A 25,383-nucleotide genomic window follows, 5' to 3' on the forward strand; every position below is an offset into this window, starting at 1 on the left:
TGAGCCGTCTCGACGGCGGTCAGGGGAGGACCAGGAGTGCGAGCCGAGGGGATCAACTCCGGGCGGGTCGGCGCCGGGCGGACCGGCGCGCTCCTGGCCCGGCCGCGGGTGCGAGTCGGCCTCGTGGTGCTGCTCGTCGCCGTGGCGCTCGGTTTCGACGCGGCCTTCGCCCAGCGGCACGGCTTCTTCGACCTCAACGTCTACTGGGGCGCGATCAATTACTGGACCTCGGGCCAGGGCGAGCTCTACGACTTCATCCGCCCGGCCAGCACATACGGCTTCACCTATCCGCCCTTCGCCGCGATCGCCATGCTGCCGATGGTGCTGGTGAGCTGGCCGGTGGCGATCGTGCTCGCCTCGATCGCGACCTTCGCCGCGACCGGCCTCGTGATCTGGTGGCTGCTCGCCGAGGGCCGGGGCCGAGCGGGCTGGTTCCCGGTCGCCATCGCGCTGGCGCTGCTGATGGCGTTCGAGCCGCTGCGGGAGACGTTCCTCTTCGGCCAGGTCAACATGCTGCTCGTCGCCCTGGTCGGTGCCGACCTGCTCTTCGGTCTCCGCCGGGGCCGGTGGTGGGCCGGTGTCGGCATCGGACTCGCCACGGCGATCAAGCTGACACCGGGCGTGTTCATCATCTATCTGCTCGTCACCGGACGGATCAAGGCCGCCTTCGTGGCGATGGGGTCGGCGGCGGGGGCGACCCTGCTCGCGGCGGCGATCGCGCCGGACGCCGCACGGGAGTTCTTCACCTCGGCGATCTGGGACACCGACCGCATCGGCCGCCTCTCCTTCGTCTCCAACCAGTCGCTGCAGGGCCTCGTGGCCCGTCTCGACGACGCCCACCCGAGCAAGCTGCTCTGGCTGGTGCTGGTGCTCGCCACCCTCGCCGTCTGGATCGTGCGCTCGCGGCGCGCGGTGGCGGCGGGCGACGAGGCGACCGGCTTCGCCCTCACCGGCATCGTGGGCTGCCTGATCAGCCCGGTGACCTGGATTCACCACCTGGTCTGGCTGATCCCGGCGATCCTGCTGCTGGTGAAGCGCGGAGCGGAGCGCCGTGACTGGCGCCTGCTGGGGCTCGCCGCCGCCGTCTATGTGCTCCTGTCGAGTCGCGTCGTCTGGCTCTTCGACGCCGATTACGGTCTCGGCTGGCCGGTCACCGGCGTCGCGGGTGTGCTGGGCAGCAACGCCTATGTCTGGATCTGCCTCGCGCTGCTGCTGGCGACACCGATCGTCCGCCCGGCCCCGGCCCTAGCGGACGATGGCATAGCGGACTTCGGGCAGGCTGACGTCACTGCCACGCGGCGTCCAGAGCGCGGTCGTCCCGTCCGGGTGTAACCCGTTGCGCTCGTAGAATCGCCGGGCCCGTAGGTTGTCGGCGAGCACCCACAGCCGCACGACGGACTGCGGCAGCGCGGCGAGTCCGGCCTCGATCAGCGCCTTCCCGGTGCCGCGACCCCACTGGTCCGGGTGGCAGTAGATCGCCCAGATCTCGCCGATCGAGCTCTCCTGCCGTTCCGGATCCTGGTCCACGCGGTAGGACCCGGTCATCACGTGCCCGACCGGCACATCGCGATCATCGACGGCGACGAGCGCGGCGGGGCGCGCTGCGGCTCCGAATCCGGCTCGCCGGCGCTGCGCCCACTCGGCCGGATCGAGCGCGTCCAGCACGTCGTCGGGGATCATTCCCTGGTACGCCACCCGCCACGCCGCGATGTGGTTGCCCGCGATCGCGTCGGCGTCCTCGATCCGCTCCGCCCGAATGGTGACCATGGCGAGCAGGCTATCGACGGCGGCCGGGGCGGCCAACGGGATTTCTGTCGGACCCCGCCGGTACCGTCGACGCCGATGGACAGCATCTCGACGACCCAGGCCCGGCGGATCGCGCTCGCCGCCACCGGATTCGGCGCGGCACCGCCCCGTGGCGCCGTCACCGCACGCCACCTGCGTGGTGTCGTGGCGCGCACCGGGCTGCTGCAGATCGATTCGGTCAGCGTGCTGCAGCGGGCCCACTACATGCCGATCTACAGCCGCATCGGGGCATACCCGACGGAGCTGCTCGATCGCGCCTCGGCCCGCCGCCCGCGCTGGCTCTTCGAATACTGGGGCCACGAGGCTTCCCTCGTCCCGGTCGAGTTGCAACCGGCGCTGCGGTGGCGGATGGCGGAGGCGCACACGCGGGCGTGGGGCGGCCCTCGCAAGATCGCTTCCGAGCGGCCCGACCTGGTCGCCTGGGTGCTCGACGAGGTGGCCCGGCGCGGCCCGGTCACCGCGGCCGAGATCGAGGAGGATGTCCCCCGCGCGACCGGCCACTGGGGGTGGAACTGGTCGGATGCGAAGAAGGCGCTGGAGTTCCTCTTCTTCGCCGGCGACATCACCTCGGCGGGCCGCACGGCGTCGTTCGCCCGGCGTTACGACCTGACCGAGCGGGTGCTCCCGGCCGACGTGGTCAACCTGCCCACGCCGAGCCCGGCGGAGGCGGCCCGGCGGCTGGTGGAGATCGCCGCGGCCGGGTTCGGCGTCGCCGCCGAGCCGGAGCTGCGCGACTATTTCCGGCTGAGCCCGGCAGCCTCCCGGCAGGCCGTGGCGGAGCTGGTCGAGGCAGAGGTGCTCATCCCGGTCGCGGTGCAGGGCTGGCGGCACCAGGCTTACCTGCACCGTGACGCCCGGATCCCGCGCCGAATCCACGCCTCCACGGTCGTGAGCCCGTTCGACCCGCTGATCTGGGAGCGCCACCGCACCGAGCGCCTCTTCGACCTGCGCTACCGCATCGAGATCTACGTGCCCGAGGCCCTGCGGGTGCACGGCTATTACGTGCTGCCGTTCCTGCACGGCGACCGCTTCGCCGCCCGCGTCGACCTCAAGGCCGACCGCAAGGCCGGCGTGCTGCGGGTGCCGGCGGCCTGGCTGGAGCCGGGTGCCAAGGCCGGTGCGACAGCCGAGGCGCTCGCGATCGAGCTCCGGCGCCTCGCCGACTGGCTCGGCCTGGACAGCATCGCCCCACCGGAGCGGGGAGACCTGGCGCCGTTGCTCGGGGGCGTGCACTAGCGCGGGGGAGTTCTTGTCGTGGCGCCGTTCGGCCGAGGGATCTTCCCCGGTCGAGTGGATCTCGAGACGGGCGTCCCCGGTGTAACGTCTGATCCATGACGACGCAGGTCCAGCCGCCCATGGCGACAGGCCCCTTTGGCGCCCCGGTGCAGCGTGACCGGATGACCCGGTTGATGGACCGCATCGCCGCCCGCTCACCCCGCTGGCTGGCACCGGCCGCCGCGCTCACCTGCATCGCCGGTGCGCTGGGCTACACGATCTGGATGGACCCGACGGTCTCCCAGGCGGGTGAGGCGCCGAGCTGCCTGGTGAAGCTGACGACGGGCTTCGACTGCCCCGGCTGCGGCGGCACCCGGGCCGCTTGGTACCTGTTGCACGGCGACCTGCCCGCTGCCGCCCGGCACCACATCCTCTTCGTCTTCGCGGTCCCGTTCCTGATCTATATGTATGTGGCCTGGGCAGCCAAGACCGCCTTCGGTTGGCGGGTGCCGCAGCTGCAGGTCAGCCCCAAGACGATCGCCTACTTCCTGGCTGCCTGGGGTGTCTTCACGGTGCTGCGCAACCTTCCCTTCGCGCCGTTCACCTGGTTCTACGTCTGACGAACACCAACGCGACGAGGGGCCGGTGCGGATCCGCACCGGCCCCTCGTGTCATCCGAGTCAGGCGACCGCGCGGTGCACGTGCACGTCGCCGGACATGGTCCGCAGGTGCAGGGAGAGTTCGGCGGCGGAGCTGGTCGCGCTGGCCGAACCCGAGTCGAGATCGCTGCGGGCGCGGCCGGACATCGCGTTGACATCCAGCCAGACGCCGGTGCCGGGGGCCACACCCACGGAGAGGTCGCCGCTGGCCGAGTTGATCTTAACGAGGCCCCTGCGTACCTCACCGACCCGGATGTCGCCGGAGGCGGTGGTGGCCTTGACGTTGGCGGATGCCCGCTTGATCTCGACGTGGCCGCTCGCCGAGTGGACCTGGACGGCGCCGTCGACCGAGCCGACCTCGCTGTCGCCGGAGGCGGAGTGGATCTTCAGCTCGCCGCCGACCTGGTTGGCGCGCACGTCGCCGCTCGCGGTGTGGACGTTGACGTCACCGCTGGCCCGGTCGACGACGATGTCGCCGCTCGCGATGTGCGCCGTCACGGACCGGTAGGCGCCTTCGCAGACCGCGTCGGCGGAGGCGAGCTTCAGCTCGACGCTGCTCTCGGCCGGAACGGCGATGACGAGGCGCACCGGCGCTCCCCTGCGCTTCCACCACCCCGTCCCGCGGTCCGGGGTGTGCACGACGAGCCTGTCGCCGCGCATCTCGACGGTGGTCCGGGCCGCTGCCTCGCGGCTCTGGTCGGTCTGCTCCATCGCCTCGATCGTGACGGTGGCGGTCTGCCGGGGCTCGGCCAGGATCTCCACGCGGCCGTCGCCGATCCGGATCTCCGCGGTGATCGGTCCGGAGACAGGGAACTCGCTCATGGGAAGCACTCCTCTGGGTGGGCTGCGCAGGCTCGGGCCCGCGCGCTGCGGCTGAATCAGGCCTGGGCGAAGCCGGTGATGCGATTCCCGGCTCGGCTCGACGGATGGATGGTGGCCGGGCGGACGGCCCCGGCGATGGCCCGGACGAGCCAGGCGTTGGTCGAGACGCCCTCGGCGGCGGCAGCCCGCTCGACCGCCTCCTTGAGCGGCTCGGGCAGGCGCAGGGTGATGCGGGTCTGCTCGGCACCGTCCGGGATGGCGGCGGGGGCGGGCTGCTCGGACGACTGCTCGGTGACGGGTGCCTCGATCACGACGAAATCGGCGTCCCGCCCACGCAGCCGCACGTCGACGCTGGTGTTGGAGAGCTTGCTGGTGATCTCGGCCGCTGCGTCGGAGAGGGCCTCCAGCAAGCACAGCCGGGCGGAGGCGTCCAGCGATCCGGCGAGCAGCTCGGCGGCGCGGATGATCTGCTCGCCACCGGGCGCGGCGGCGGCCTCCAGATCGCGTTGCAGAGATTCGAGGTACGGCGACAGCTCCATGACATCACTATGACATCACTGCGACGTCATTTCAAGCGAGAGTGGCGTCTGGCGTACGTCAGGTTGACGTCACTCTCTCCGGGGGCTCGCGGAAATGGGTCGCCTCGCCGAAAATTTTGCGTGAGTCGCGCCGACCCTCCGGAAATCCAGTTGCAGGTCAACCCTGGACGGGTCGCCGAGAAAGCGTCCCGGTAATGTGCTGGGGTGACTGAGATCGTTTCGCCGCAGGTAGCCTTGATCGCTTGGACTCAATTCGCGACCCCGGCCGGGGTGCCGTGGGAGACCGATGCCGAGGGCGGGCAGGCGCTCGCGGAGTTCGCGGGGCGGGCGTGTTACCAGTCGTGGGCCAAGCCCAACCCGGCGACCGCCACCAACGAGGGGTACCTCCGGCACATCCTCGAGGTCGGGCACCTCTCCGTGCTGGAGCACGGAACCGTCACGTTCTACTTCACCGGCGTCTCGCGGTCCTTCACCCATGAGCTGATCCGGCACCGGCACTTCTCCTATTCGCAGCTCTCCCAGCGCTATGTCCCGGAGCGGGACGCGGCCATGGTCGAGCCGGGTGTCATCGCCGAGGACCCGGAGCTGCACAAGAGGTTCGTCGCGGCGAGCGAGGCCGCCGTCCGCGCCTACACGGAGCTGCTCGAGGGGCTTGAGGCCAAGTTCGCCCACGTCGGCAATGCGACGCTGCGGCGCAAGCAGGCCCGCCAGGCGGCCCGCTCCGTGCTGCCCAACGCCACCGAGACCCGGATCGTCGTGACCGGCAACTACCGGGCATGGCGGCACTTCATCGCCATGCGGGCGACCGAGCACGCCGACGTGGAGATCCGCGAGCTGGCGATCGAGTGCCTGCGCCAGCTCCAGGGCGTCGCACCCAACGTCTTCGCCGATTTCAAGATCAGCAAGCTCGCCGACGGATCCGAGATCGCGGCGAGCGAGTTCAGCTGGGAGTCGTAAGCGAGTTCGGCCGGGTGTCATCACCGCGTAGGCTCGATGAAGAGCTCCAGCTAGCGCATGTCATCAGGTTGTAAGTCCATTCTCCACGGCATACCTCCTCATATAGGTTGGAAGTCATGAAGCACGACGCCCAGCGGCCATTCGGCCGCCTGCTCACCGCAATGGTGACCCCGTTCCGAGGCGACGGTTCGCTCGACGCCGACGGTGCGGCGAAGCTGGCGACGTGGCTCGTGGATGTTCAGGGCAATGACGCACTGGTTGTCAACGGAACCACTGGCGAGAGCCCCACTACCACCGATGCTGAGAAGGAGACCGTGCTGCGCGCCGTCCTGGAGGCGGTCGGCGACCGCGCACAGGTCGTCGCCGGAGTCGGCACCTTCAGCACCGCTCACACGATCGAGCTGGCCCGCACTGCGGAAAAGGCCGGCGCCCACGGATTGCTCGTGGTCACGCCCTACTACTCCAAGCCCCCGCAGGCCGGCCTGATCCAGCACTTCACCGCGGTGGCCGACGCGACGTCGGTGCCGATCCTGCTCTATGACATCCCGCATCGCGCCGGGGTGCCGATCACCACCGAGACGCTCGTCCGGCTCGCCGAGCACGAGAACGTCATCGGGGTCAAGGACGCGAAGGGCGACATCACCGCGTCCTCCTGGGTGCTGCAGCGCAGCGACCTCGCTTTCTATTCGGGGGAGGATGCTCTCACCCTTCCCCTGCTCTCCGTCGGTGCGGTCGGTGTCGTGGGCACGTCCACGCACCTCACCGGCGCGAGCACCAAACAGATGATTCACGCCTTCGAGCGTGGCGATGTGGCGGCGGCTCTGCGCCTGCACCGGCAGCTCATGCCCCTCTACACGGGCATCTTCCGCACGCAGGGCGCGATTCTCGTCAAGGCGGCCATGAACGCCCTCGGCCAGCCCGCCGGACCGATGCGATCGCCGTTGGTCGACGCCACACCAGCCGAGCTCGAGCAGTTGAGGGCCGATGCATCGGCCGCGGGAGTAACGATATGAGTCAACCTCATCTAGACCTCGATCCGCCCGGCCCGCTCCCGGAGGGTGGTCTGCGGATCACCCCGCTCGGCGGCCTCGGCGCGATCGGCCGCAACATGACCGTCTTCGAATTCGGCGGCAAGCTGCTGATCGTCGACTGTGGAGTGCTCTTCCCCGATGTCGAGCAACCCGGCGTCGACCTGATCCTGCCCGACTTCGCGCCGATCCTGGACCGGCTGGGCGATGTGCAGGCGATCGTGCTGACGCACGGCCACGAGGACCACATCGGAGCCGTGCCCTACCTGCTCGCGCACAAGCAGGACATCCCCCTCGTCGGATCCCAGTTCACGCTGGCCCTGGTCGAGGCGAAGCTCGCCGAGCGGCGGATCAAGCCCTACACGCTCACCGTCGTCGAGGGCGGCCGCGAGCGGCTCGGCCCGTTCGAGTGCGAGTTCTTCGCGGTCAACCACTCGATCCCGGACGCCCTGGCGGTCGCGATCCGCACCCCCGCCGGGCTCGTGCTGCACACCGGCGACTTCAAGATGGACCAGTTGCCGCTCGACGGCCGGATCACCGACCTCGCGGGCTTCGCCCGGCTGGGCGCCGAGGGCGTCGATCTGCTCCTCTCGGACTCGACCAACGCCGAGATCCCGGGCTTCGTCACGCCGGAGCGCGAGATCGGCCCGGTGATCAGCTCGATCTTCAACAAGGCGACCGGCCGCGTCATCGTGGCGTCCTTCGCCTCCCACGTGCACCGCGTCCAGCAGGTCCTCGACGCGGCGGGGGAGCACGACCGCAAGGTCGCCTTCATCGGCCGCTCCATGGTCCGCAACATGGGCATCGCCCGCGACCTCGGCCTGCTGCGCATCCCGGCCGGGATGCTGGTCAGCCTCGACGAGGCGACCAACCTGCCGCCGGAGAAGATCGTCTTCATGTCCACCGGTTCGCAGGGCGAGCCGATGAGCGCGCTGGGTCGCATGTCGACCGGCGACCACCGGCACATCACCATCGCCGCGGGCGACACGGTCGTGCTGGCGTCGTCGCTGGTGCCGGGCAACGAGACCAGCGTCTATCGAGTCATCAACCAGCTCTCCCGGGCCGGTGCGAAGGTGATCCACAAGGACGTCGCCAAGGTGCACGTCTCGGGTCACGCCCCCGCCGGTGAGCTGCTCTACCTGCTCAACGTCGTCAAGCCGAGCAACCTCATGCCGGTCCACGGCGAGTGGCGCCACCTGCGCGCCCACGCCCGGCTCGGCGAGGAGAGCGGCGTGGCGCCCGACCGCATCGTGCTCTGCGAGGACGGCGACGTCGTCGACCTCGTCGACGGCATGGCCTCCGTGGTCGGCCACGTGAAGAGCCGCTACGTCTACGTGGACGGCCTCGCGATCGGCGATGTCGGCGAGAGCCTGCTGACCGAGCGCCGGATCCTGGGCGACGGCGGCTTCATCGCCACCACGGTCGTGGTCGACTCCGTCACCGGCAAGGTGGTCGCCGGCCCGACCCTCTCGGCGAAGGGCTTCTCCGAGGACCCGTCGGTCTTCGACCCGGTGCTGCCGATCATCACCGAGGCGCTGGATCGCGCCGCGGCCGACGGCGTCACCGATCCCCACCAGCTCCAGCAGGTCGTCCGCAGGGTCGTGGGCCGCTGGGTCAACGAGGCCTACCGCAGGCGCCCGATGATCGTCCCGACGGTCGTCGAGGTCTGACCGCTCAAGATCGCCGCAACTCTTCAAGAGTTGCGGCGATCCGGGGTCACGCGACGAGCTCGATCTCGCCGCGTGCCTGGAGGAAGTCCCGTCTGATCGCCGAGGCCTGGACGAAGTAGAAGGTCACCTGGCCGGCTGTCTCGCCGTCGACCCAGACACAGATCGCCATGGTCGTGCCGTCGCGGACGACATCTCCGCAGCGCGCCGTGCCGCCGAGCGGTCCGGCCGGGACCTCGGCGAAGTCGGTGGCGATCGAGGCGCCGACCCGCCGGAGGGTACGCGGAAAGGCGTCCAGCGTCGCGACCTGATCCGGGTTTCTCACCTGGAACGCGGTGAACATCCGCAGCTGCCGCTTGGCCGGGTCGCCGTAGATTCCGCTGACGACGCTGCCGGCCGCTTTCGCCGTACCCCCCAACTGCTCTTTCGCGGCGATGAGCGCGCGTTCCACCTCGGGGTTGGTGAACCGCGGGTAGCCGACCAGCTTCGTCGGGACGACCAGCCTGACCCGCGGCGCCGGGGCCGACGGCGAGGTGGACGCAGGCGGCGGGGAGGCGGGTGTCTCGATCACCTCCGCGGCGGCGGGTGCGGCGGTGCGGGGAAGCAGCAGCACGGCTGCGGCACCGCCACCGCCGAGGAGGACGACGATCAGGCCGAGCACCGGCCAGAGCCAGCGCCGCCGGGGCGGGTACGCACGATCCGGCCAGGCGAGGTCGCTCGGTGCCGCAAGCGGCCCATGATCAGACATGTGTCGATGCTCCATGACGAAGGAGCTGCCGATCCTATCGGGACGGTCCGGCGCTGTGGGGCCCGGTTGATTGGCGGTTATCAACCCGATTTGGCACGAGACTGAGACTGCAATTACCACAGGCCGGCCCGTATTGGTGGCATGACACGACGGGGAAAAGTGCGGTTCTGTTGATGATCTCCACTACGGTGTAGTGCATGGCCGGCCGAACCTCTCAACCGAGCCGCCGTCGGGCCACGACACCGACTCGCGCGGCTGCCAAATCGCGCGCCACGCCGGCCGGCCGCCGAACGACACCGGCCCGGCCCCGCCGCGGTGCCAACATCCCGGGCCCGCTCGATGTGCTGGGCAGGGTCATCACCGGAGTCTGGATGGGGCTCGCGCACGGTGTCGGCTGGTCCGTCCGCGCGCTGGGCGCTCAGGCGGCGACGGCCCGGGAGCTCGAGTCCGAGCACCGCAAGGACGGCCGGGCGCTGCTCGCCGTCGGCATGGGTCTGCTGCTCATCGTGGCGATCTGGTTCGACTCCGGCGGCCCGGTCGGCGAGTGGATCGCGTCCAAGGTGCGCTTCTTCTTCGGCTCGGTCTCGATGGCGCTGCCGTTGCTGCTGCTCTACGGCGCGGTGCGGCTGATGCGCCAACCGGACGAGGTCGCCGAGCGGCGTGGTTCGGGGCTCGTCGGCTGGGGCAGCCTGATCGTCGCCAGCACCGGGCTGCTCGACCTCAGCCAGGATCCCCAGGACGTGATCCAGTGGGAGCACGCGGGCGGGTTGCTGGGCCAGGGCTCCGGATACCTGCTCGCCAGCGGAGTGAGCGGCTGGGTCGCCGTACCCCTGCTGGTGTTGCTCTTCGGGTTCGGTCTGCTCGTGGTGACCGCGACCCCGATCCACCGCGTGCCCGCGAAGCTGCTCGCGCTGCGCGATTCCCTGCTGGGTACGGGCAGCGCGACCGACGAGGACGAGGAGGAGGACGAGCCGAGGCCGGTCCGCCAGCGGCGACCGCGACCGCTCGCCAACCCCTTCGAGGGCGACGACGACCAGGATCTCGGCGATGGCCAGCTCACGGTCGAGCTGCGTCGGCGCAAGCCGGCCAAGGTGATCGAATCGACGGCGAAGCGGCTCGAACCGCCGCAGCACACCCCGCCACCGGCGAAGATGGAGCAGCTCGCGGTCCCGGGCCTGGGCGGGGACTACATCCTGCCGCCCGCCACCATGCTGCGACCGGGCGAGGCGCCGAAGTCGCGTTCCAAGGCCAACGACGACGTCATCGCGGCCCTGCGCCACGTCTTCGAGCAGTTCGATGTGGACGCCGATGTGACCGGCTTCACCCGTGGACCGACGGTGACCCGCTATGAGGTCGAGCTCGGCCGGGGTGTCAAGGTCGAGCGGATCACGCAGCTCTCCCGCAACATCGCCTATGCGGTGAAGTCACCGGACGTGCGGATCATCAGCCCGATCCCGGGGCGCAGCGCCGTCGGCATCGAGGTGCCCAACACCGACCGGGAAAACGTCGCCCTCGGCGACGTGCTGCGCTCGCGCGCGGCCGACGACGAGACGCACCCGCTCGCGGTGGCGCTCGGCAAGGACATCGAGGGCGGCTACGTCATGGCCAACCTCGCCAAGATGCCGCACATCCTGATCGCCGGTGCGACCGGCGCGGGCAAGTCGAGCTGCCTCAACTCGCTGCTCGTCTCGCTGCTCGCGCGGTCGACCCCCGACGAGGTGCGGCTGCTGCTCGTCGACCCCAAGCGCGTCGAGCTCACCGCCTATGAGGGCATCCCGCACCTGGTCACGCCCATCGTGACCAACCCGAAGAAGGCCGCCGACGCCCTCGAATGGGTGGTCCGCGAGATGGACATGCGCTATGACGACCTCGCGGCCTCCGGTGTGCGGCACATCGACGACTACAACCGGCAGGTACGCGCGGGCAAGATCACGGCACCGCCCGGCTCGGAACGGGTGATCAAGCCCTACCCGTACCTCCTCGTCATCATCGACGAGCTCGCGGACCTGATGATGGTGGCACCGCGCGACGTCGAGGACTCCGTCGTGCGGATCACCCAGCTCGCCCGCGCCGCCGGGATCCACCTCGTGCTCGCCACCCAGCGGCCCTCGGTCGACGTCGTGACCGGCCTGATCAAGGCGAACGTGCCGTCGCGGCTGGCGTTCGCGACGAGCTCGCTCTCGGACTCGCGGGTCATCCTGGACCAGCCCGGCGCGGAGAAGCTGATCGGCCGCGGCGACGCGCTCTTCCTGCCGATGGGCGCCTCCAAGCCGATCCGGATCCAGGGCGCCTGGGTCGACGAGGACCAGATCGCCGAGATCGTCGCCTTCTGCAAGCGGCAGCGTGAGCCGGAGTTCCGCCCCGACGTGCTCGCGCCCGCGCTCGACACGAAGAAGAAGGTCGACGAGGAGATCGGCGACGACCTCCAGCTGCTGATGCAGGCGGCGGAGTTGATCGTCGTGTCGCAGCTCGGCTCCACCAGCATGCTGCAGCGCAAGCTGCGGGTCGGCTTCGCCAAGGCGGGCCGCCTGATGGACCTGCTGGAGACGCGCGGCGTGGTCGGCCCCTCCGAGGGCTCCAAGGCACGCGAGGTGCTGATCAAGCCCGACGAGCTGGCGGAGTTCCTGGACTCGCTGGGGCCGAGTGAAGAATAGGCCGTGTGACGAACAAGTCCGCACGTCAGCGATAGGACAGTATGGACAGACGGAGCGGCCATAGATAGATTCTCGTGCATTGCCTGCGCGCTGCGGGCGATGGAGAGGGAGTCATCGTGGCCACACCGTCCGCCGCCGCGCCCGTTCGGAGCATGAAGCTCTTCATCGGCATCGCCGTGGTCTGGTTCGCGCTCGCCTTCTGGGCCGGGGCGACCGGCATCGTCGCCCGCAACGCCGACGACCCGCCGCTGCGGATCGCGCTCGCCGCCGGAGTGCCCACCCTCATCGGCATCGGGCTGCTCGTCTTCTCCGGCCGGGTCCGCGCCTGGGCGCAGGGGCTCGACCTGTCACTGCTCATCTACCTGCAGGGGTGGCGGATGGCGGGCTTCTCGTTCCTCGCCCTCTATGCGCAGTCGCTGCTGCCGAACGACTTCTCGCTCGCGGCCGGGCTCGGCGATCTCGCCCTCGCCGTCACCGCGCCGTTCGTCGCCGGCTATGTCGCGCGGCGCGGCCGGGCGGCGGGTGCCGTCTTCGTCACCTGGACGGTCCTCGGGATCCTCGACTTCATCGTCGCGATCACGCTGGGAGCGATCAACGACATCACCGCGTACACGGTGCTCGCGGACGGGACGAAGGAGATCCCGCCGATGGCCGAGCTGCCGCTGTCGCTGATCCCGACCTACTTCGTACCCCTGCTGATCATCGTGCACCTGCTGGCGCTGGTGCGGTTCCGGGCACTGGATACCCTCCCTGGGTGACGCAACCGCAGGAATCCGTGGTCCGGGTCTCCACACTGGAGCTCTTCTTCGACCTGGTCTTCGTCTTCACCATCACCCAGCTCACCCAGAACCTCGCCGCCGACCTGACCTGGGCCGGCGCGGGGCGGGTGGTGCTGATGCTCGGCATCATCTGGTGGATGTACGACGGTTACGCCTGGCTCACCAACACCGTTGCGCCCACGGACAACGTCCGCCGCGGGCTGCTGCTCGCCGGGATGGGCGGCTTCCTGCTCATCGCGCTCGCGATCCCGGGCTCCTTCGACGGCAGCGGCTGGGCCTTCGGCGTCGGCTATTTCGTGGTCAACGCGATCCACAGCGGCCTGCTGCTGCGGGCCAGCCCGGCGGCGATGCGCATGCTCGCCCCGCTCAATCTGCTCAGCGCGTCGCTGGTGCTGATCGGCGGATTCCTCCCGCACGACTGGCGGCTGATCGCCTGGTGCGCCGCGCTCGTCGTGCAGGCCGCCTCGCCCTACCTGCACCCGCTCGGCGAGTGGTCGATCTCGTCGGCGCACTTCGTGGAGCGGCACGGGCTGATCGTCATCATCGCCCTGGGCGAGTCGATCGTCGCGATCGGCGTGGGCGCCGCCGACCTGCCGCTCGACGGCCCGCTGATCGCGGTGGCGATGCTGGGGCTGACGCTCGCCTTCCTGCTCTGGTGGATCTATTTCGGCGGGGACGACGAGCGGGCCGAGCACGCCCTCGACGCGACGCCGTCGAGGCTGCGCGGCCGCAAGGCGATCCACGCCTTCGGGTTCGCCCACTACCCCCTGCTCTTCGGCGTGGTCGCGTTCGCCGCGGGTGTCAAAAAAGCCGCCGCGTACGCCGACGGACACCTCTACCTCGCCCAGGCCCTCGTGCTCGGCGGCGGTGTCGCGGTCTTCCTGCTCAGCGACGCGCTCTTCCGGGGCGTCCTCGGCATCGGGACGCGCCGGTTCCGCGTCCTCGGCGGCCTGGCGGCGCTGCTGACCTGCCCCCTCGGAGTGGTCAACACCGCCGCCCAGCTCGCGGCCCTGCTGGTGGTCCTGGTGGCGGTCATCGCCGCCGAGGCGCATCGCGATCGCGCCGCTGCGGCCGTCGCTCCTCAGGCTCCTTAGAACCAACTCTTCACGATTTGCGGAGATCCTGGGCGTGCGGGGGCGTCCTCCTGGGGCGGGGGAGGGTCACTGTGGCGAGGGAGATCAGGGAGACGATCGTCCAGACGCCTTCGAGCAGCAGGAAGCCCCAGTCCCGGGTGGTCCAGGCGAGCCACGCCAGCACGCCAGCGCCCACGATGTTGAGGAGGAGATAGGCGACGGCCTTCGGATTCAGCACGCCCGATTGGGTGAGTGCGAAGGCGGTGAGGACGAGGAGGGCGCCGACGATCTGCAGCAGGTCATGATTCATGAACTGTTCTTCTGCGCGCCGTCTTCGCAGGCCGGGTACGGCGGGCTCTCGTCCGGGACCGGCGATCACGCGCGGTCTATCGACCAGGTTAGCCAATTTCCGCAGTAAAGGAGATGGTTCGGTGACCAACGGCACCGAAGGTCTGTCGGGGGCGCCCGGTACTCTCGGTAGGTGCTCGACTCCATCACGACCTCCCCGATCTCGCCGCCCACCGAGGGTTCCGGCCGCCGTGTCGCCCTCCTGACGCTGGGCTGTGCCCGCAACGAGGTCGACTCGGAGGAGCTCGCCGCCCGCCTCGCCGGTGACGGCTGGTCGATCACGACCGACGGCGAGGACGCCGACGTCGTCCTCGTCAACACCTGCGGCTTCGTCGAGAAGGCCAAGCGCGACTCGATCGAGACCCTGCTCGCGGCGTCGAGCACGGGTGCCAAGGTCGTCGCCGCCGGCTGCATGGCCGAGCGCTACGGCAAGGAGCTCGCCGAGAGCCTGCCCGAGGCCGACGCCGTGCTCGGGTTCGACGACTACCCGTCGATCGCCGCGACCCTCGACAAGGTGCTGCAGGGGGAGAAGTTCACCTCGCACACCCCGCGCGACCGCCGCGAGCTGCTGCCGCTGACCCCGGTCGCCCGCCAGGCATCCGGTGCGAGCGTCCCCGGCCACGCCACCCTCCTCAACGACTCGGCCACCCCGGCCCACCTGCGCGGGGTGCTGCGGCACCGGCTCGACTCGTCGCCGGTCGCCTCGCTGAAGCTCGCGAGCGGCTGCGACCGCCGCTGCTCCTTCTGCGCGATCCCGGCCTTCCGGGGCGCCTTCGTCAGCCGCACCCCCGACGAGCTGCTCGCCGAGGCCGAGTGGCTGGCCGGCACGGGCGTCCGCGAGCTGGTCCTGGTCAGCGAGAACTCCACTTCGTACGGCAAGGACCTCGGCGACCCCCGCGCGCTGGAGAAGCTGCTGCCGCAGCTCGCCGCGATCGCCGGCATCGTCCGGGTCCGGGTGAGCTACCTGCAGCCCGCCGAGACCCGCCCGGGCCTGGTGGAGACGATCGCGACGACACCGGGCATCGCCGCCTACTTCGACCTCAGCTTCCAGCACTCCTCCGAGGCGGTGCTGCGCCGCATGCGGCGTTTCGGGTCGACCGACCGGTTCCTGGAGCTGCTCGCCAGCGCCCGCGCCTTCGCGCCGCAGCTCGGTGCCCGCTCCAACTTCATCGTCGGCTTCCCCGGCGAGACGGCCGCCGACGTGAAGGAGCTGGAGCGCTTCCTCACCGAGGCCCGCCTCGACGCGGTCGGGGTCTTCGACTACTCCGACGAGGACGGCACCGAGGCCGCCGGGATGGACCGCAAGGTCGGTGCCCGCACGATCAAGGGCCGCTACGAGAAGCTCCTGTCGCTCTCCGAGGAGCTATGCGCCCAGCGGGCCGAGGAGCGCCTCGGCTCGACGGTCGACGTGCTCGTCGACACGATCGGCGACGGGGTCGAGGGTCGTGCCGAGCACCAGGCACCGGAGGTCGACGGATCGACGACGCTCGTCACCGGCGACGACGGGGTCGACCTGGGCGCCCTGCACCCCGGTGACCTGGTCCGGGCCCGGGTCGTCGGCACCAACGGCGTCGATCTTGTTGCGGTTCCCGTCGAAATGCTGAGCGCCGCCGCGAACGGCCGATAGCGTGTCCGCTGTGCCAGAACGAATTCGCCGGGTTCCCGTGCTCAACGCGGCGAACGCGCTCACTGTCGCGCGGATCGCTCTGGTGCCGCTCTTCGTCGTCTTCGTGGTCGCCTCCGACATGACCGATCGCTGGTGGCGGATCGCCGCAGCGCTCACCTTCGGGGTCGCCTCGATCACGGACTTCGTCGACGGCTGGATCGCCCGCCGCTTCGGCCTCATCACCTCGTTCGGCAAGGTCGCCGACCCGATCGCCGACAAGGCCCTGACCGGGTCCGCCCTGATCCTGCTCTCGATCTATGACCAGCTGCCCTGGTGGGTGACGCTGACCGTGCTGATCCGCGAGTGGGGCATCACGGCGCTGCGCTTCTGGGTCCTGCGCTACGGCGTGATCGCCGCGAGCCGGGGCGGCAAGCTCAAGACGGTTCTGCAGATCGTCGCGATCGCGTGGTACCTGTGGCCCTTCCCGCCGGGGCTCGCCGCCGTGGGCCCGTGGCTGATGGGTGCGGCGCTCGTCGTCACCGTCGTCACCGGCCTCGACTACGTCGTCACCGCCTACCGGTTGCGACGGAGCGCCCGCGCGAGCCGGTCATGACCACCGAGGCATACCTGCACCGCCTGGGCCACGACCACGAGGAGCCCACGGTGGACTACCTCTTCGCCCTGCACCGTGCCCAGGTCGAACGCGTACCGTACGAAAACCTGGAGATCATCCTCGGCCGCCCGACCACGATCGCATCAGGCGAGTCGACCGGGCGGATCGTGGCGGGCCGGGGCGGCTACTGCTACCACCTCAACGGCGCCTTCGGCGCACTTCTGCGCGAGCTGGGTTTCACCGTCAGGACGCACGTCGGCGGGGTGCATCGCCTGGGCGCGGAGCCCGTCGGCGCCAACGGCAACCACGCGGTGCTGACCGTGGAGGGGCTGCCGACGGCCGAGTGCCCGGACGGAATCTGGTTCGTCGACGCGGGCCTCGGCGACGCCATCCACGAACCGCTGCCGGCCCGGACCGGTGAATACCGGCAGGGACCCTTCACCTATCGGCTGGACCCTTCCGCCGTGGCGGTGCCCGGTTGGCACTTCACCCATGCACCGGGCGGTTCCTTCGGCGGGATGGACTTCGACGCCGCCGCCGTCGCGGGCATCGAACGCTTCGCGCCCGACCACGCGGAGCTCTCCGCCCCGGGCAGCCACTTCACCAAAATGGTCGTCTGCCAGCGGCGCGACAGCCTCGGTGCCCACATCCTCCGCGACGCGCGGCTCACCCGCTGGGACGCCGCCGGCAAGGCCCATCTCGACCTGCGTCATGCCGTCGAGTGGCGAGCCGTGTGGGCGGACGTCTTCGGCATCGTGCTCACCCCGGACGAGGTCGATCGGCTCTGGCCCGATGCCGTCAAGCGCACCGAGATCTGGCTCGCCGAGCAGGCGACCGAGGCGTCGTGACCCTCGCCGAGCGGCTCGTGGTGCGCCTGCGGGAGCGGGGGGAGACGCTCGGTGTCGCCGAATCCCTGACGGGCGGGCTGCTCGCGGCCAGCGTGGTCGAGGTGGCCGGTGCGAGTGCGGTCTTCCGGGGCGGGATCGTCGCCTATGCGACCGAGTTGAAGGCGTCGCTGGTGGGCGTACCGGCCGGGTTGTTGGCGGAGCGCGGGCCGGTGGACCCGGACGTGGCGGCGGCCCTGGCCGAAGGAGCGCGCGATCGGTGCGGCGCGACCTGGGGCCTGGGTACGACGGGCGTCGCGGGCCCCACACCGCAGGGCGGGCACGAGGTCGGTGTCGTCTACCTGGGGCTCTGCGGACCGGGTGGGGGACGGGTGCGCAGCCTGCGATTGACCGGCAGCCGCTCGGAGATTCGTGTGGCGAGTGTCACGGCCGCCCTCGATTTACTCTATAGCGCGCTCACATAGTGGGCTGGGGTGTCGAACGTGACCTGAGGGAGTACGGTTTAGGGCAACCGTTGGTGATGACCGACGGTTAGCGGCTCTTACACGGCGTGCGGGTCTTGAGGGGGTGTGCGAGATGGTACTGCTACGACGGGTCATCGGTGATGCCCTCCGTGGGCGACGACAGGGCCAGCAGCGCACGCTGCGCGAGGTCTCCACGGCGGCGAATGTCAGCCTCGGCTATCTCTCGGAGATCGAGCGCGGTCAGAAGGAAGCCTCCTCTGAGCTGCTCGCCTCCATCTGCGATGCGCTCGGCGCGCACCTGTCCGACGTGCTGCGCGAGGTGAGCGACACGATGGCTCTCGCCGAAGCGCTCGACGGCATCACCACCGGTGAGCCCGCCTCGACGCCGACGCCCCGCAAGCCCGAGGCTCGGGTCACGGATGGCGATGTCTCGGTCACGGTGCGGCGCGATTCCCCGCTGCGCACCACGCTGAAGGCGACCCGCAACCGGCGCCCCGGCACCGACCGCCCGTACGCCAACGTCTGAGGCGCTACACCGGGGCGATGAGTAGATCGTTGCGGCCCAGCTGGCCCACGATCTCGTTGAGCACCGGCACGTCCGCGCTGACCGGCCGCCGGGGGTGGCGGTCGTGGCCGGAGTGGCGGTGCCGCGAATCCCGACGGACGACCACGAAGTGAACCGCTGCCCGCACCTTCGCACGGTCGGCCGCGCTCGCACGGGCGGTCTCGGTGACGAGTCGGCGCAGGGTGATGGCGATGCGCTGGGCCAGGGGCAGATCGAGCGGCGAGCGCGCCTCCACCCAGGCGAGGTGCCCGTCGAGCTGCCGCATGAGGACATCGGACTCGTGGCGTGGATCGCGTCGGACGTTGTCGTCCGAGGAGGAGCGCTGTGCATCCATGATGCCGATCCTTCCAGCGTGTAATCGATGGACTACTGACCGTGCACAAAACCATAACCAATTAGGGCGAGTTCGGGCAAGGATGAATTAACTCCACTGAGTGCATTGGATCAAACCTGGTCAGAACGGAAATCGTCGGTGGGTGGGGGCAGGATGTCAGGTGTGAGTGCAGCGGGTGAGGTGATGGCGGCGTTCGGCCCGGCCACGCGGGCGTGGTTCACCTCGGCCTTCGCCGAGCCGACCGCAGCGCAGGAGGGTGCCTGGCGTGCGGTGGCCGCCGGGAGAAACGCCCTGGTCGTGGCCCCGACAGGCTCGGGCAAGACGCTCGCCGCCTTCCTCTGGGCCATCGATCAGCTGGCGCACGAGCCGAGCACGGGCACGACCCGGGTGCTCTACCTCAGCCCGATCAAGGCGCTCGCGGTCGATGTGGAGCGCAACCTGCGTGCTCCGCTCGTGGGCATCCGCCACGCGGCCGACCGGCTGGGCCTGCCCCGTCCGGAGATCACCGTCGGCATGCGAACGGGTGACACGCCCGCCGACGAGCGACGCGCCTTCGTCCGCCGCCCGCCCGACATCCTCATCACCACGCCCGAGTCGCTCTTCCTGCTGCTCACCTCCCAGGCCCGCGACGCGCTGCGCCACGTCGAGACCGTCATCGTCGACGAGGTGCACGCCGTCGCCGGCACCAAGCGCGGCGCCCACCTCGCCCTCAGCCTCGAGCGGCTCGACGCCCTGCTCGCCAAACCGGCCCAGCGGATCGGGCTCTCCGCGACGGTCCGGCCGGTGGAGACGGTCGCGGCGTTCCTCGGCGGCGCCGCCCCGGTCGAGGTCGTGCGCCCGCCCAGCACCAAGACGATCGAGGTCGCGGTGCAGGTGCCGCTCGCCGACATGACCGCGCTCGACGAGTCCCGCCCCGATGACGACGGCCCCCGCCGCGCCTCGATCTGGCCGGCCGTGGAGGAGCGCGTCCTCGACCTCATCCAGGCGCACCACTCGACGATCGTCTTCGCCAACTCGCGCCGCGGTGCCGAGCGGCTCTGCGCCCGCCTCAACGAGCTCGCCTTCGAGCGGGCCGGTGGCGTTCCGGCTGCTCAGAGCGGCCTGCCCGCGCAGATCATGGCCCAGGCGGGCCAGGCCGAGGGTGCGCCACCGGTGATCGCCCGGGCCCATCACGGCTCGGTCTCCAAGGAGGAGCGCAAGCAGATCGAGGAGGCGCTGAAGTCCGGCCGCCTGCCCGCCGTCGTCGCCACGTCGAGCCTGGAGCTCGGCATCGACATGGGCGCCGTCGACCTCGTCGTGCAGGTGCAGGCGCCGCCGAGCGTCGCCGCCGGGCTGCAGCGGGTGGGCCGGGCCGGCCACCAGGTGGGCGCGGTTTCCCGAGGTGTGGTCTTCCCGCTGCACCGGGGCGACCTGCTCTCCTGTGCCGTGGTCGGCCGCCGGATGGTCGACGGCGAGATCGAGGAGATCGTTCCGCCGCGCAACCCGCTCGACGTGCTCGCCCAGCAGATCATCGCGATGGTGGCGATGGAGCCGTGGACCGTCCCCGAGCTGGCGGCGGTGGTGCGGCGCTCGTCGCCCTTCGCCGAGCTGCCCGACTCCGCGCTCTGGGCGGTGCTCGACATGCTGGCGGGCCGCTACCCGTCGACCGACTTCGCCGAGCTGCGGCCCCGGCTCGTCTGGGACCGGGCGGCCGACACCCTCACCGCCCGGCCGGGCGCGCAGCGGCTCGCCGTGACGAGCGGGGGCACGATCCCCGATCGAGGGCTCTTCGGCGTCTTCCTCGCCAATGTCTCCAAGCCGTCGCGCGTGGGCGAGCTCGACGAGGAGATGGTCTACGAGTCCCGGGTGGGCGATGTCTTCGCGCTCGGGTCGAGCTCCTGGCGGATCGAGGAGATCACCCCCGACCGGGTGCTCGTCTCGCCCGCGCCCGGCCAGCCCGCTCGCCTGCCCTTCTGGAAGGGCGAGTCCGTCGGGCGTCCGGTCGAGCTCGGGCGGGCGCTGGGCCGCTTCCTGCGCCAGGGCGGCGACACCGGGCAGCTCGACGAGTGGGCGGCGAGCAATCTCCAGTCCTATCTGGACGATCAGCGCGCGGCGATCCGGCAGCTCCCCGACGACCGCACGATCGTGGTCGAGCGGTTCCGCGACGAGCTGGGCGACTGGCGCATCGCGGTGCACTGCCTGCTCGGCGCCCCGGTCAACGCCCCCTGGGCGCTCGCGATCGGCCGCCGCCTCACCGAGCGCTTCGGCCTCGACGCGCAGGTGCTGCCGAGCGACGACGGCATCGTCATCCGGCTGCCCGACACCGCCGAGGAACCACCCGCCGCCGATCTGATCGTCTTCGAGCCCGACGAGATCCAGGCGATCGTGCGCGACGCGGTCGGCACCTCCGCGCTCTTCGCCGCACGGTTCCGCGAGTGCGCCGCCCGATCGCTGCTGCTGCCCCGGCGCAATCCCGGCAAACGCCAGCCGCTCTGGCAGCAGCGCCAGCGCTCGGCCCAGCTCCTCGACGTGGCCCGTGAGTACCCGGACTTCCCGGTCACCCTGGAGGCGGCCCGGGAGTGCCTGCGCGACGTCTTCGACCTGCCGGCGCTCGGCGACCTCATGCGCGACCTGCAGAGTCGCAAGATCCGGCTGATCGAGGCCGAGACGCCGAAGCCGTCGCCCTTCGCCCGGTCGCTGCTGTTCGGCTATGTCGGCGCCTTCCTCTACGAGGGCGACGCGCCGCTCGCCGAGCGCCGGGCGGCGGCCCTCGCGCTCGACCCGACTCTCCTCGGCGAGCTGCTCGGCCGCATCGAGATCGCCGAGCTGCTCGACCCGGCCGTCATCGTCAGCACCGAGGCCTCGCTGCGCTGGCTCACCGAGGAACGCCGCCTGCGCGACGGCGAGGACGTGGTCGAGGTGCTGCGCCGCATCGGCGATCTCAGCGCCGAGGAGCTCGACGTGCGGGGGGCGCAGGCGGAGTGGCTCGACACGCTCGTCGCCACCCGTCGGATAGTCGCCGTCGGCATCGCCGGTGAGCAGCGGTACATCGTCGCCGAGGACGCCGGGCGCTACTCGGCCGCGCTGGGCACGCCGCTGCCACCGGGACTCGCCGAGGCGGTGCTCACCGCAGGCGTGGATCCGCTCGGCGACCTGCTCGGCCGTTATGCACGGACGCACACGCCCTTCACCACCCACGCGTGCGCGACCCGATTCGGGCTCGGCACCGCCGTCGTCTCGCACGCCCTGCGCGGACTCAGCGCCCGTGGCCGGCTCGTCCGCGTCGACGGCGACGACTTCGCCGGGGAGCGCTGGTGCGACCCCGAGGTCCTCCGTCTGCTGCGCCGCCGGTCGCTCGCCGCGCTGCGCAAGGAGATCGAGCCCGTGCCGCCCGCCGCGCTCGGCCGATTCCTGGCCCGCTGGCAGCGGATCGGCTTCTCCCGTCGCAGCGAGGGCCTCGACGCCGTCGCCGCCGCCATCGACCAGCTCGGCGGTGTCGCGATCCCGGCCTCCGCGTGGGAGCGGCTCGTGCTGCCGACGCGGATCGCCGACTATCGTCCGTCCTATCTCGACGAACTCTGCACCACCGGCGAGGTGCTCTGGTCCGGCAGCGGCGCGATCGCGGGCGGCGACGGCTGGGTGACCTTCGCCTTCGCGGACGCGGCGCCGCTGCTGCTGCCCCCGGCGCTGCCGATCGCCGAGGACGGCCCCGAGGCGGCCGTGCTCGCCGCGCTCGGCGACGGGCAGGCCCTCTTCTTCCGGCAGCTCGTCGAGCGGCTCTCGCTGCCCACCGAGACGGTCCTGGCGGCCCTCTGGGAGCTCGTCTGGTCGGGGTTGGTCAGCAATGACACCCTCGCCCCGCTGCGGGCGTCGCTGACCGGCACCGGTGCGCACAAAGCGCGCCCGGGTCCCGCCCGCGCCCGGGTCCGCCGTCCCTCCCTCAACTCCCTCGCCCGCGCGGCCGCGCCCCTGACCTCCGCAGGCCGGTGGTACGCGTTGCCGCCCCGCGATCTCGACCCCACGCGCCGGGGTGCCGCCGTGGCGGATGCCCTGCTGGAGCGCTACGGCGTCGTCACCCGCGGCGTCGCAGCCGGGCTCGTCGGCGGCTTCGCCGGGGTCTATCCGGTGCTCGCCGCGATGGAGGACCGGGGTGCCGTCCGGCGGGGCTACTTCGTCGACGGGCTCGGCGCCGCCCAGTTCGCCCTCCCCGGCGCCGTCGACCGGCTACGGGCGCTGACCGAGCCGTCCCGCGAGCCGGTTGCGCTGGTGCTGGCGGCGACCGATCCCGCCAATCCATACGGCGCGGCGCTGCCCTGGCCCGCGACGGAGGAGGGGCACCGGGCCGGCCGACGGGCGGGCGCGCTGGTGGTGCTCGTCGACGGCGAGCTCGCCCTCTATGTCGAGCGGGGCGGCAAGACGCTTCTCTCCTATCTCGACGGTGAAGAGGCGTTGGGGCTGGCCGCAGCGGCTCTGGCGACCGCGGCCAAGGACGGCTGGCTGGACGGGCTGCGGATCGAGCGGGCCGACGGCGAGTCCGTGCTCGACTCACCGCTCGCCGCCGCGCTGCACGTCGCGGGATTCCGGGTCACCCCTAGGGGATTAATCCTGCGTCCCTAAGCATGCCTTCAGCTATTAGGCTGCTGCTTCATGACCGTTCCCCTCGACGTGTCCTCGGTGCGGCTCCCGACCAAGCGCGACGCCTACGTCGACTTCCTCCGGGCGGCGAGCCTCATCGTCGTGGTGATCTGGCACTGGGCCTTCACGATCCTCTCCTGGAGCGCCGACGGGCCGCACGCGACGAGCCCGCTCGGCTTCACCAGGGGCTTCTGGCTCGTCACGTGGCTCTTCCAGGTGATGCCGCTCTTCTTCTACATCGGCGGCTATGTCCACCTGCGCTCCTGGGACCGGGCCAGCCAGACCGGAGTGGGGCTCGGCGTCTTCGTCTGGCGCCGCATCCGCAAGCTCGCCCTGCCCGCCCTGATCGTGCTGCTCGCCTGGGTCGTCGTGGGTTCGATCCTCGGCTCCTACTTCAAGCTCCAGGGCGCGAGCCGGGCGGTCAAGCTCATCGTCAGCCCCATGTGGTTCCTCGGCGTCTACCTGATGCTGATCGCCCTGCTCCCGGCCGCGCTCTGGCTGCACCGGCGGTTCGGCTCGATGGTGCTGATCTGGCTCGCCGGACTCGCGATGTGCGTCGACGTCGTGCGCTTCAACGTCGGCATCGAGGAGGCCGGCTGGCTCAACATGGTGCTGATCTGGGGACTCGCGCACCAGGCGGGGTTCTTCTACCACCGGGTGGTGGACGCGCCGCGCCGGTCCGACTGGACGCTGCTGTGGGCGGGGCTGTTCGGACTGATCGGGCTGGTCGGGTCCGGGCTCTACCCGGGGTCGATGGTCGGCGTACCGGGGGAGCGGTTCTCCAACATGGCACCGCCCACCTTCGTCATCGTCGCGCTGCTGCTCTTCCAGATCGGCGTCGTCGAGCTGCTGCGCCCGATGATGGAGCGGCGGCTGGAGCGCCCGCGCTGGAGCCGTGCCAACGACGTGATCAACCGGTTCTCGCTGCCGCTCTACCTCGTGCACACGACCGGACTCGCGATCTTCCTCTTCGCCGCCTGGCTGTGGTTCGGCTACGAGTTCGACGACAGCACCGATCTCAGCCTCTGGTGGTGGCTGGGCCGGCCCCTCGCCGTCGTGGGCCCGCTGGTCTGCACGCTCCCGGTGATCGTCCTTTTCACCAAGGTACGCCGCCCTCGTTCACCCGATCGCCCCTGACGAAGGTGTCCAATCCAGACTAACGTCGATGTCATGGCTGGATACACCACCGTGAGCTTCACGACCGATTACGGATTGTCGGACGGGTTCGTCGCCGCATGCCACGGCGTCATCGCCCGCATGGCGCCGACGGTCCGCATCATCGACGTCTCGCACCTCGTCGCGCCGGGTGATGTCCCACGGGGAGCGGCCGTGCTGGCGCAGACCGTGCCGCACCTGCCCAAGGGCGTTCACGTCGCCGTCGTCGACCCCGGCGTCGGCACCGCCCGGCGAGGCATCTGCATCACCACCCCCAACGGGCTGCTCGTCGGCCCCGACAACGGGCTGCTCCCCTGGGCGGCGGAGGCCCTCGGCGGCATCTCCGGCGTGGTCAGCCTGGAGAACAAGGACTGGTTCTCGTCGGTCGTCTCGCGTACCTTCCACGGCCGCGACATCTTCGCCCCCGTCGCCGCCCGGCTCGCGCTGGGGATCCCCGCCGCCGAAGCCGGTCCCCGCGTCGATCCGATGACGCTGATCCGGCTGCCCGATCCGGTCGTCGCGATCGGCGACGGCTGGCTGGAGGCGGAGGTCCTCACGATCGACCGCTTCGGCAACGTGCAGCTCGCCGCCCCGGGTTCGCTGCTCGGTGGACTGCCGGGCCGGATGACGGTCGGCGGCTGCCGTGCGGTCAACGGCTCGACCTTCGCCGACGTGCCCTCGGGCGGGATGGTCGTCTACCCGGACTCCGCCGACCGGATCGCGGTGGCGGTCAACGGCGGCCGGGCAGCGGTGGTCCTGGCCGTCACCCCCGGCGACGTGATCCGCATCGCCGCCTGAACTTTAATGCTGGACACGCCGCGAAATCTGCAACAAAAGTCAGTATCGAATCGGTCCTGACTTTTGTTGCAATTCGTCCGGCGTGTCCAGCATT

General features: G+C 70.7%; 23 protein-coding genes and 1 riboswitch. Of the genes, 17 read left to right on the top strand and 6 right to left on the bottom strand.

Translation table 11 applies throughout. The features are described 5' to 3' along the window. The first annotated feature begins 51 nt into the window (after window positions 1–51). Entirely contained in the window at window positions 52–1,332 is a 1,281-nt protein-coding gene (locus F4553_RS28215; RefSeq protein ID WP_376776349.1) for a glycosyltransferase 87 family protein, read from the top strand. Here F4553_RS28215 and F4553_RS28220 read toward each other — a convergent pair. Next, on the bottom strand, window positions 1,246–1,767 hold the full coding sequence (locus F4553_RS28220; RefSeq protein WP_184841771.1) for a GNAT family N-acetyltransferase: 522 nt from the start codon (window positions 1,765–1,767) through the stop codon (window positions 1,246–1,248). The two genes, F4553_RS28215 and F4553_RS28220, sit on opposite strands and share 87 nt — an antisense overlap. Window positions 1,768–1,842: 75 nt before the next feature. Between F4553_RS28220 and F4553_RS28225 the strand changes: the two genes are divergently transcribed. Together F4553_RS28225 and F4553_RS28230 are read left to right on the top strand one after the other, a co-directional pair. Next, window positions 1,843–3,042: a winged helix-turn-helix domain-containing protein gene (locus F4553_RS28225; protein WP_184841773.1), complete on the top strand. Its 1,200-nt coding sequence runs from the start codon at window positions 1,843–1,845 to the stop codon at window positions 3,040–3,042. A 95-nt stretch (window positions 3,043–3,137) separates the two neighbouring features. Next, a complete protein-coding gene (locus F4553_RS28230) occupies window positions 3,138–3,641 on the top strand; it encodes a DUF2752 domain-containing protein (protein ID WP_184841775.1) in 504 nt (167 codons plus the stop codon). A 60-nt stretch (window positions 3,642–3,701) separates the two neighbouring features. Here the strand turns inward: F4553_RS28230 and F4553_RS28235 are convergent, their stop codons facing one another. Both F4553_RS28235 and F4553_RS28240 read right to left on the bottom strand, forming a co-directional pair. Then, complete coding sequence (locus tag F4553_RS28235) at window positions 3,702–4,502, bottom strand: DUF4097 family beta strand repeat-containing protein (protein ID WP_184841777.1); 801 nt, start codon at window positions 4,500–4,502, stop codon at window positions 3,702–3,704. 56 nt (window positions 4,503–4,558) lie between these two features. After that, a complete protein-coding gene (locus tag F4553_RS28240) occupies window positions 4,559–5,041 on the bottom strand; it encodes a YlcI/YnfO family protein (RefSeq protein ID WP_184841779.1) in 483 nt (160 codons plus the stop codon). 213 nt (window positions 5,042–5,254) lie between these two features. Between F4553_RS28240 and thyX the strand changes: the two genes are divergently transcribed. The 3 genes from thyX to F4553_RS28255 all read left to right on the top strand — a co-directional run bounded on the left by thyX (window position 5,255) and on the right by F4553_RS28255 (window position 8,696). Next, window positions 5,255–5,998 carry an FAD-dependent thymidylate synthase gene (gene thyX, locus F4553_RS28245; protein ID WP_312875566.1) on the top strand — a complete coding sequence of 248 codons (744 nt, stop codon included), beginning with the start codon at window positions 5,255–5,257 and terminating at the stop codon, window positions 5,996–5,998. 116 nt (window positions 5,999–6,114) lie between these two features. Continuing rightward, window positions 6,115–7,011 (top strand): 4-hydroxy-tetrahydrodipicolinate synthase, encoded by an 897-nt coding sequence (dapA, locus tag F4553_RS28250; RefSeq protein ID WP_184841783.1) that lies wholly within the window; start codon window positions 6,115–6,117, stop codon window positions 7,009–7,011. Further along, window positions 7,008–8,696 (top strand): ribonuclease J, encoded by a 1,689-nt coding sequence (locus tag F4553_RS28255; RefSeq protein WP_184841784.1) that lies wholly within the window; start codon window positions 7,008–7,010, stop codon window positions 8,694–8,696. Before dapA ends, F4553_RS28255 begins: the two co-directional genes overlap by 4 nt. A gap of 46 nt (window positions 8,697–8,742) precedes the next feature. Here the strand turns inward: F4553_RS28255 and F4553_RS28260 are convergent, their stop codons facing one another. After that, a complete protein-coding gene (locus F4553_RS28260) occupies window positions 8,743–9,441 on the bottom strand; it encodes a hypothetical protein (protein WP_184841786.1) in 699 nt (232 codons plus the stop codon). A gap of 197 nt (window positions 9,442–9,638) precedes the next feature. Here F4553_RS28260 and F4553_RS28265 point away from each other — a divergent pair, with 197 nt between their 5' ends. The 3 genes from F4553_RS28265 (at window position 9,639) to F4553_RS28275 (ending at window position 13,968) form a co-directional block, all read left to right on the top strand. After that, window positions 9,639–12,095, top strand: a complete 2,457-nt coding sequence (locus F4553_RS28265) for an FtsK/SpoIIIE family DNA translocase (protein WP_184841788.1) — start codon at window positions 9,639–9,641, stop codon at window positions 12,093–12,095. A gap of 116 nt (window positions 12,096–12,211) precedes the next feature. After that, window positions 12,212–12,853 carry a DUF8737 domain-containing protein gene (locus tag F4553_RS28270; RefSeq protein WP_184841790.1) on the top strand — a complete coding sequence of 214 codons (642 nt, stop codon included), beginning with the start codon at window positions 12,212–12,214 and terminating at the stop codon, window positions 12,851–12,853. After that, on the top strand, window positions 12,850–13,968 hold the full coding sequence (locus F4553_RS28275) for a low temperature requirement protein A (RefSeq protein WP_184841792.1): 1,119 nt from the start codon (window positions 12,850–12,852) through the stop codon (window positions 13,966–13,968). The genes F4553_RS28270 and F4553_RS28275 overlap by 4 nt, the downstream gene beginning before the upstream one ends. A gap of 10 nt (window positions 13,969–13,978) precedes the next feature. Here F4553_RS28275 and F4553_RS28280 read toward each other — a convergent pair whose 3' ends face one another. Continuing rightward, a complete protein-coding gene (locus F4553_RS28280; protein ID WP_184841794.1) occupies window positions 13,979–14,257 on the bottom strand; it encodes a CBU_0592 family membrane protein in 279 nt (92 codons plus the stop codon). A 12-nt stretch (window positions 14,258–14,269) separates the two neighbouring features. Further along, window positions 14,270–14,337: riboswitch (guanidine-III (ykkC-III) riboswitch) on the bottom strand. Between the two features lie 118 nt (window positions 14,338–14,455). Here F4553_RS28280 and rimO point away from each other — a divergent pair. The 5 genes from rimO to F4553_RS28305 all read left to right on the top strand — a co-directional run bounded on the left by rimO (window position 14,456) and on the right by F4553_RS28305 (window position 18,349). Next, a complete protein-coding gene (rimO, locus tag F4553_RS28285; protein ID WP_312875567.1) occupies window positions 14,456–15,922 on the top strand; it encodes a 30S ribosomal protein S12 methylthiotransferase RimO in 1,467 nt (488 codons plus the stop codon). 1 nt (window position 15,923) lies between these two features. Next, the gene (pgsA, locus tag F4553_RS28290) at window positions 15,924–16,514 is read left to right on the top strand and encodes a CDP-diacylglycerol--glycerol-3-phosphate 3-phosphatidyltransferase (RefSeq protein WP_376776302.1); all 591 of its coding nucleotides are present in this window, start codon (window positions 15,924–15,926) and stop codon (window positions 16,512–16,514) included. Beyond that, the gene (locus tag F4553_RS28295) at window positions 16,511–17,362 is read left to right on the top strand and encodes an arylamine N-acetyltransferase family protein (RefSeq protein WP_184841800.1); all 852 of its coding nucleotides are present in this window, start codon (window positions 16,511–16,513) and stop codon (window positions 17,360–17,362) included. The genes pgsA and F4553_RS28295 overlap by 4 nt, the downstream gene beginning before the upstream one ends. Further along, window positions 17,359–17,823: a CinA family protein gene (locus F4553_RS28300; protein ID WP_184841802.1), complete on the top strand. Its 465-nt coding sequence runs from the start codon at window positions 17,359–17,361 to the stop codon at window positions 17,821–17,823. Before F4553_RS28295 ends, F4553_RS28300 begins: the two co-directional genes overlap by 4 nt. 112 nt (window positions 17,824–17,935) lie before the next feature. Then, complete coding sequence (locus F4553_RS28305) at window positions 17,936–18,349, top strand: helix-turn-helix domain-containing protein (protein WP_184841804.1); 414 nt, start codon at window positions 17,936–17,938, stop codon at window positions 18,347–18,349. Between the two features lie 4 nt (window positions 18,350–18,353). Here F4553_RS28305 and F4553_RS28310 read toward each other — a convergent pair whose 3' ends face one another. Then, window positions 18,354–18,722, bottom strand: coding sequence for a hypothetical protein (locus tag F4553_RS28310; RefSeq protein ID WP_184841806.1), 369 nt, complete (start codon window positions 18,720–18,722; stop codon window positions 18,354–18,356). A 153-nt stretch (window positions 18,723–18,875) separates the two neighbouring features. Between F4553_RS28310 and F4553_RS28315 the strand changes: the two genes are divergently transcribed. The 3 genes from F4553_RS28315 to F4553_RS28325 are packed head-to-tail and all read left to right on the top strand — an operon-like array spanning window position 18,876 to window position 25,289. Next, complete coding sequence (locus F4553_RS28315) at window positions 18,876–23,318, top strand: ATP-dependent helicase (RefSeq protein ID WP_184841808.1); 4,443 nt, start codon at window positions 18,876–18,878, stop codon at window positions 23,316–23,318. A gap of 30 nt (window positions 23,319–23,348) precedes the next feature. Beyond that, entirely contained in the window at window positions 23,349–24,473 is a 1,125-nt protein-coding gene (locus F4553_RS28320; protein ID WP_184841810.1) for an acyltransferase family protein, read from the top strand. A 33-nt stretch (window positions 24,474–24,506) separates the two neighbouring features. Further along, window positions 24,507–25,289, top strand: a complete 783-nt coding sequence (locus tag F4553_RS28325; RefSeq protein ID WP_184841812.1) for an SAM hydrolase/SAM-dependent halogenase family protein — start codon at window positions 24,507–24,509, stop codon at window positions 25,287–25,289. The last annotated feature ends 94 nt before the right edge of the window (window positions 25,290–25,383 follow it).

Origin of the sequence: Allocatelliglobosispora scoriae (genome assembly GCF_014204945.1) — a bacterium.
Classification (GTDB): domain Bacteria; phylum Actinomycetota; class Actinomycetes; order Mycobacteriales; family Micromonosporaceae; genus Allocatelliglobosispora; species Allocatelliglobosispora scoriae.

Excerpts from the sequence above, each read along its gene's own strand:
- F4553_RS28315 (WP_184841808.1), top strand. The coding sequence starts at position 18,876 with ATGTCAGGTGTGAGTGCAGCGGGTGAGGTGATGGCGGCGTTCGGCCCG.
- F4553_RS28240 (WP_184841779.1), bottom strand. The coding sequence starts at position 5,041 with ATGGAGCTGTCGCCGTACCTCGAATCTCTGCAACGCGATCTGGAGGCC.
- F4553_RS28305 (WP_184841804.1), top strand. The coding sequence starts at position 17,936 with ATGGTACTGCTACGACGGGTCATCGGTGATGCCCTCCGTGGGCGACGA.
- F4553_RS28230 (WP_184841775.1), top strand. The coding sequence starts at position 3,138 with ATGACGACGCAGGTCCAGCCGCCCATGGCGACAGGCCCCTTTGGCGCC.
- F4553_RS28295 (WP_184841800.1), top strand. The coding sequence starts at position 16,511 with ATGACCACCGAGGCATACCTGCACCGCCTGGGCCACGACCACGAGGAG.
- F4553_RS28225 (WP_184841773.1), top strand. The coding sequence starts at position 1,843 with ATGGACAGCATCTCGACGACCCAGGCCCGGCGGATCGCGCTCGCCGCC.
- F4553_RS28255 (WP_184841784.1), top strand. The coding sequence starts at position 7,008 with ATGAGTCAACCTCATCTAGACCTCGATCCGCCCGGCCCGCTCCCGGAG.
- dapA (WP_184841783.1), top strand. The coding sequence starts at position 6,115 with ATGAAGCACGACGCCCAGCGGCCATTCGGCCGCCTGCTCACCGCAATG.
- F4553_RS28320 (WP_184841810.1), top strand. The coding sequence starts at position 23,349 with ATGACCGTTCCCCTCGACGTGTCCTCGGTGCGGCTCCCGACCAAGCGC.
- F4553_RS28280 (WP_184841794.1), bottom strand. The coding sequence starts at position 14,257 with ATGAATCATGACCTGCTGCAGATCGTCGGCGCCCTCCTCGTCCTCACC.
- F4553_RS28260 (WP_184841786.1), bottom strand. The coding sequence starts at position 9,441 with ATGTCTGATCATGGGCCGCTTGCGGCACCGAGCGACCTCGCCTGGCCG.
- F4553_RS28310 (WP_184841806.1), bottom strand. The coding sequence starts at position 18,722 with ATGGATGCACAGCGCTCCTCCTCGGACGACAACGTCCGACGCGATCCA.
- F4553_RS28220 (WP_184841771.1), bottom strand. The coding sequence starts at position 1,767 with ATGGTCACCATTCGGGCGGAGCGGATCGAGGACGCCGACGCGATCGCG.
- F4553_RS28235 (WP_184841777.1), bottom strand. The coding sequence starts at position 4,502 with ATGAGCGAGTTCCCTGTCTCCGGACCGATCACCGCGGAGATCCGGATC.
- F4553_RS28325 (WP_184841812.1), top strand. The coding sequence starts at position 24,507 with ATGGCTGGATACACCACCGTGAGCTTCACGACCGATTACGGATTGTCG.
- F4553_RS28265 (WP_184841788.1), top strand. The coding sequence starts at position 9,639 with ATGGCCGGCCGAACCTCTCAACCGAGCCGCCGTCGGGCCACGACACCG.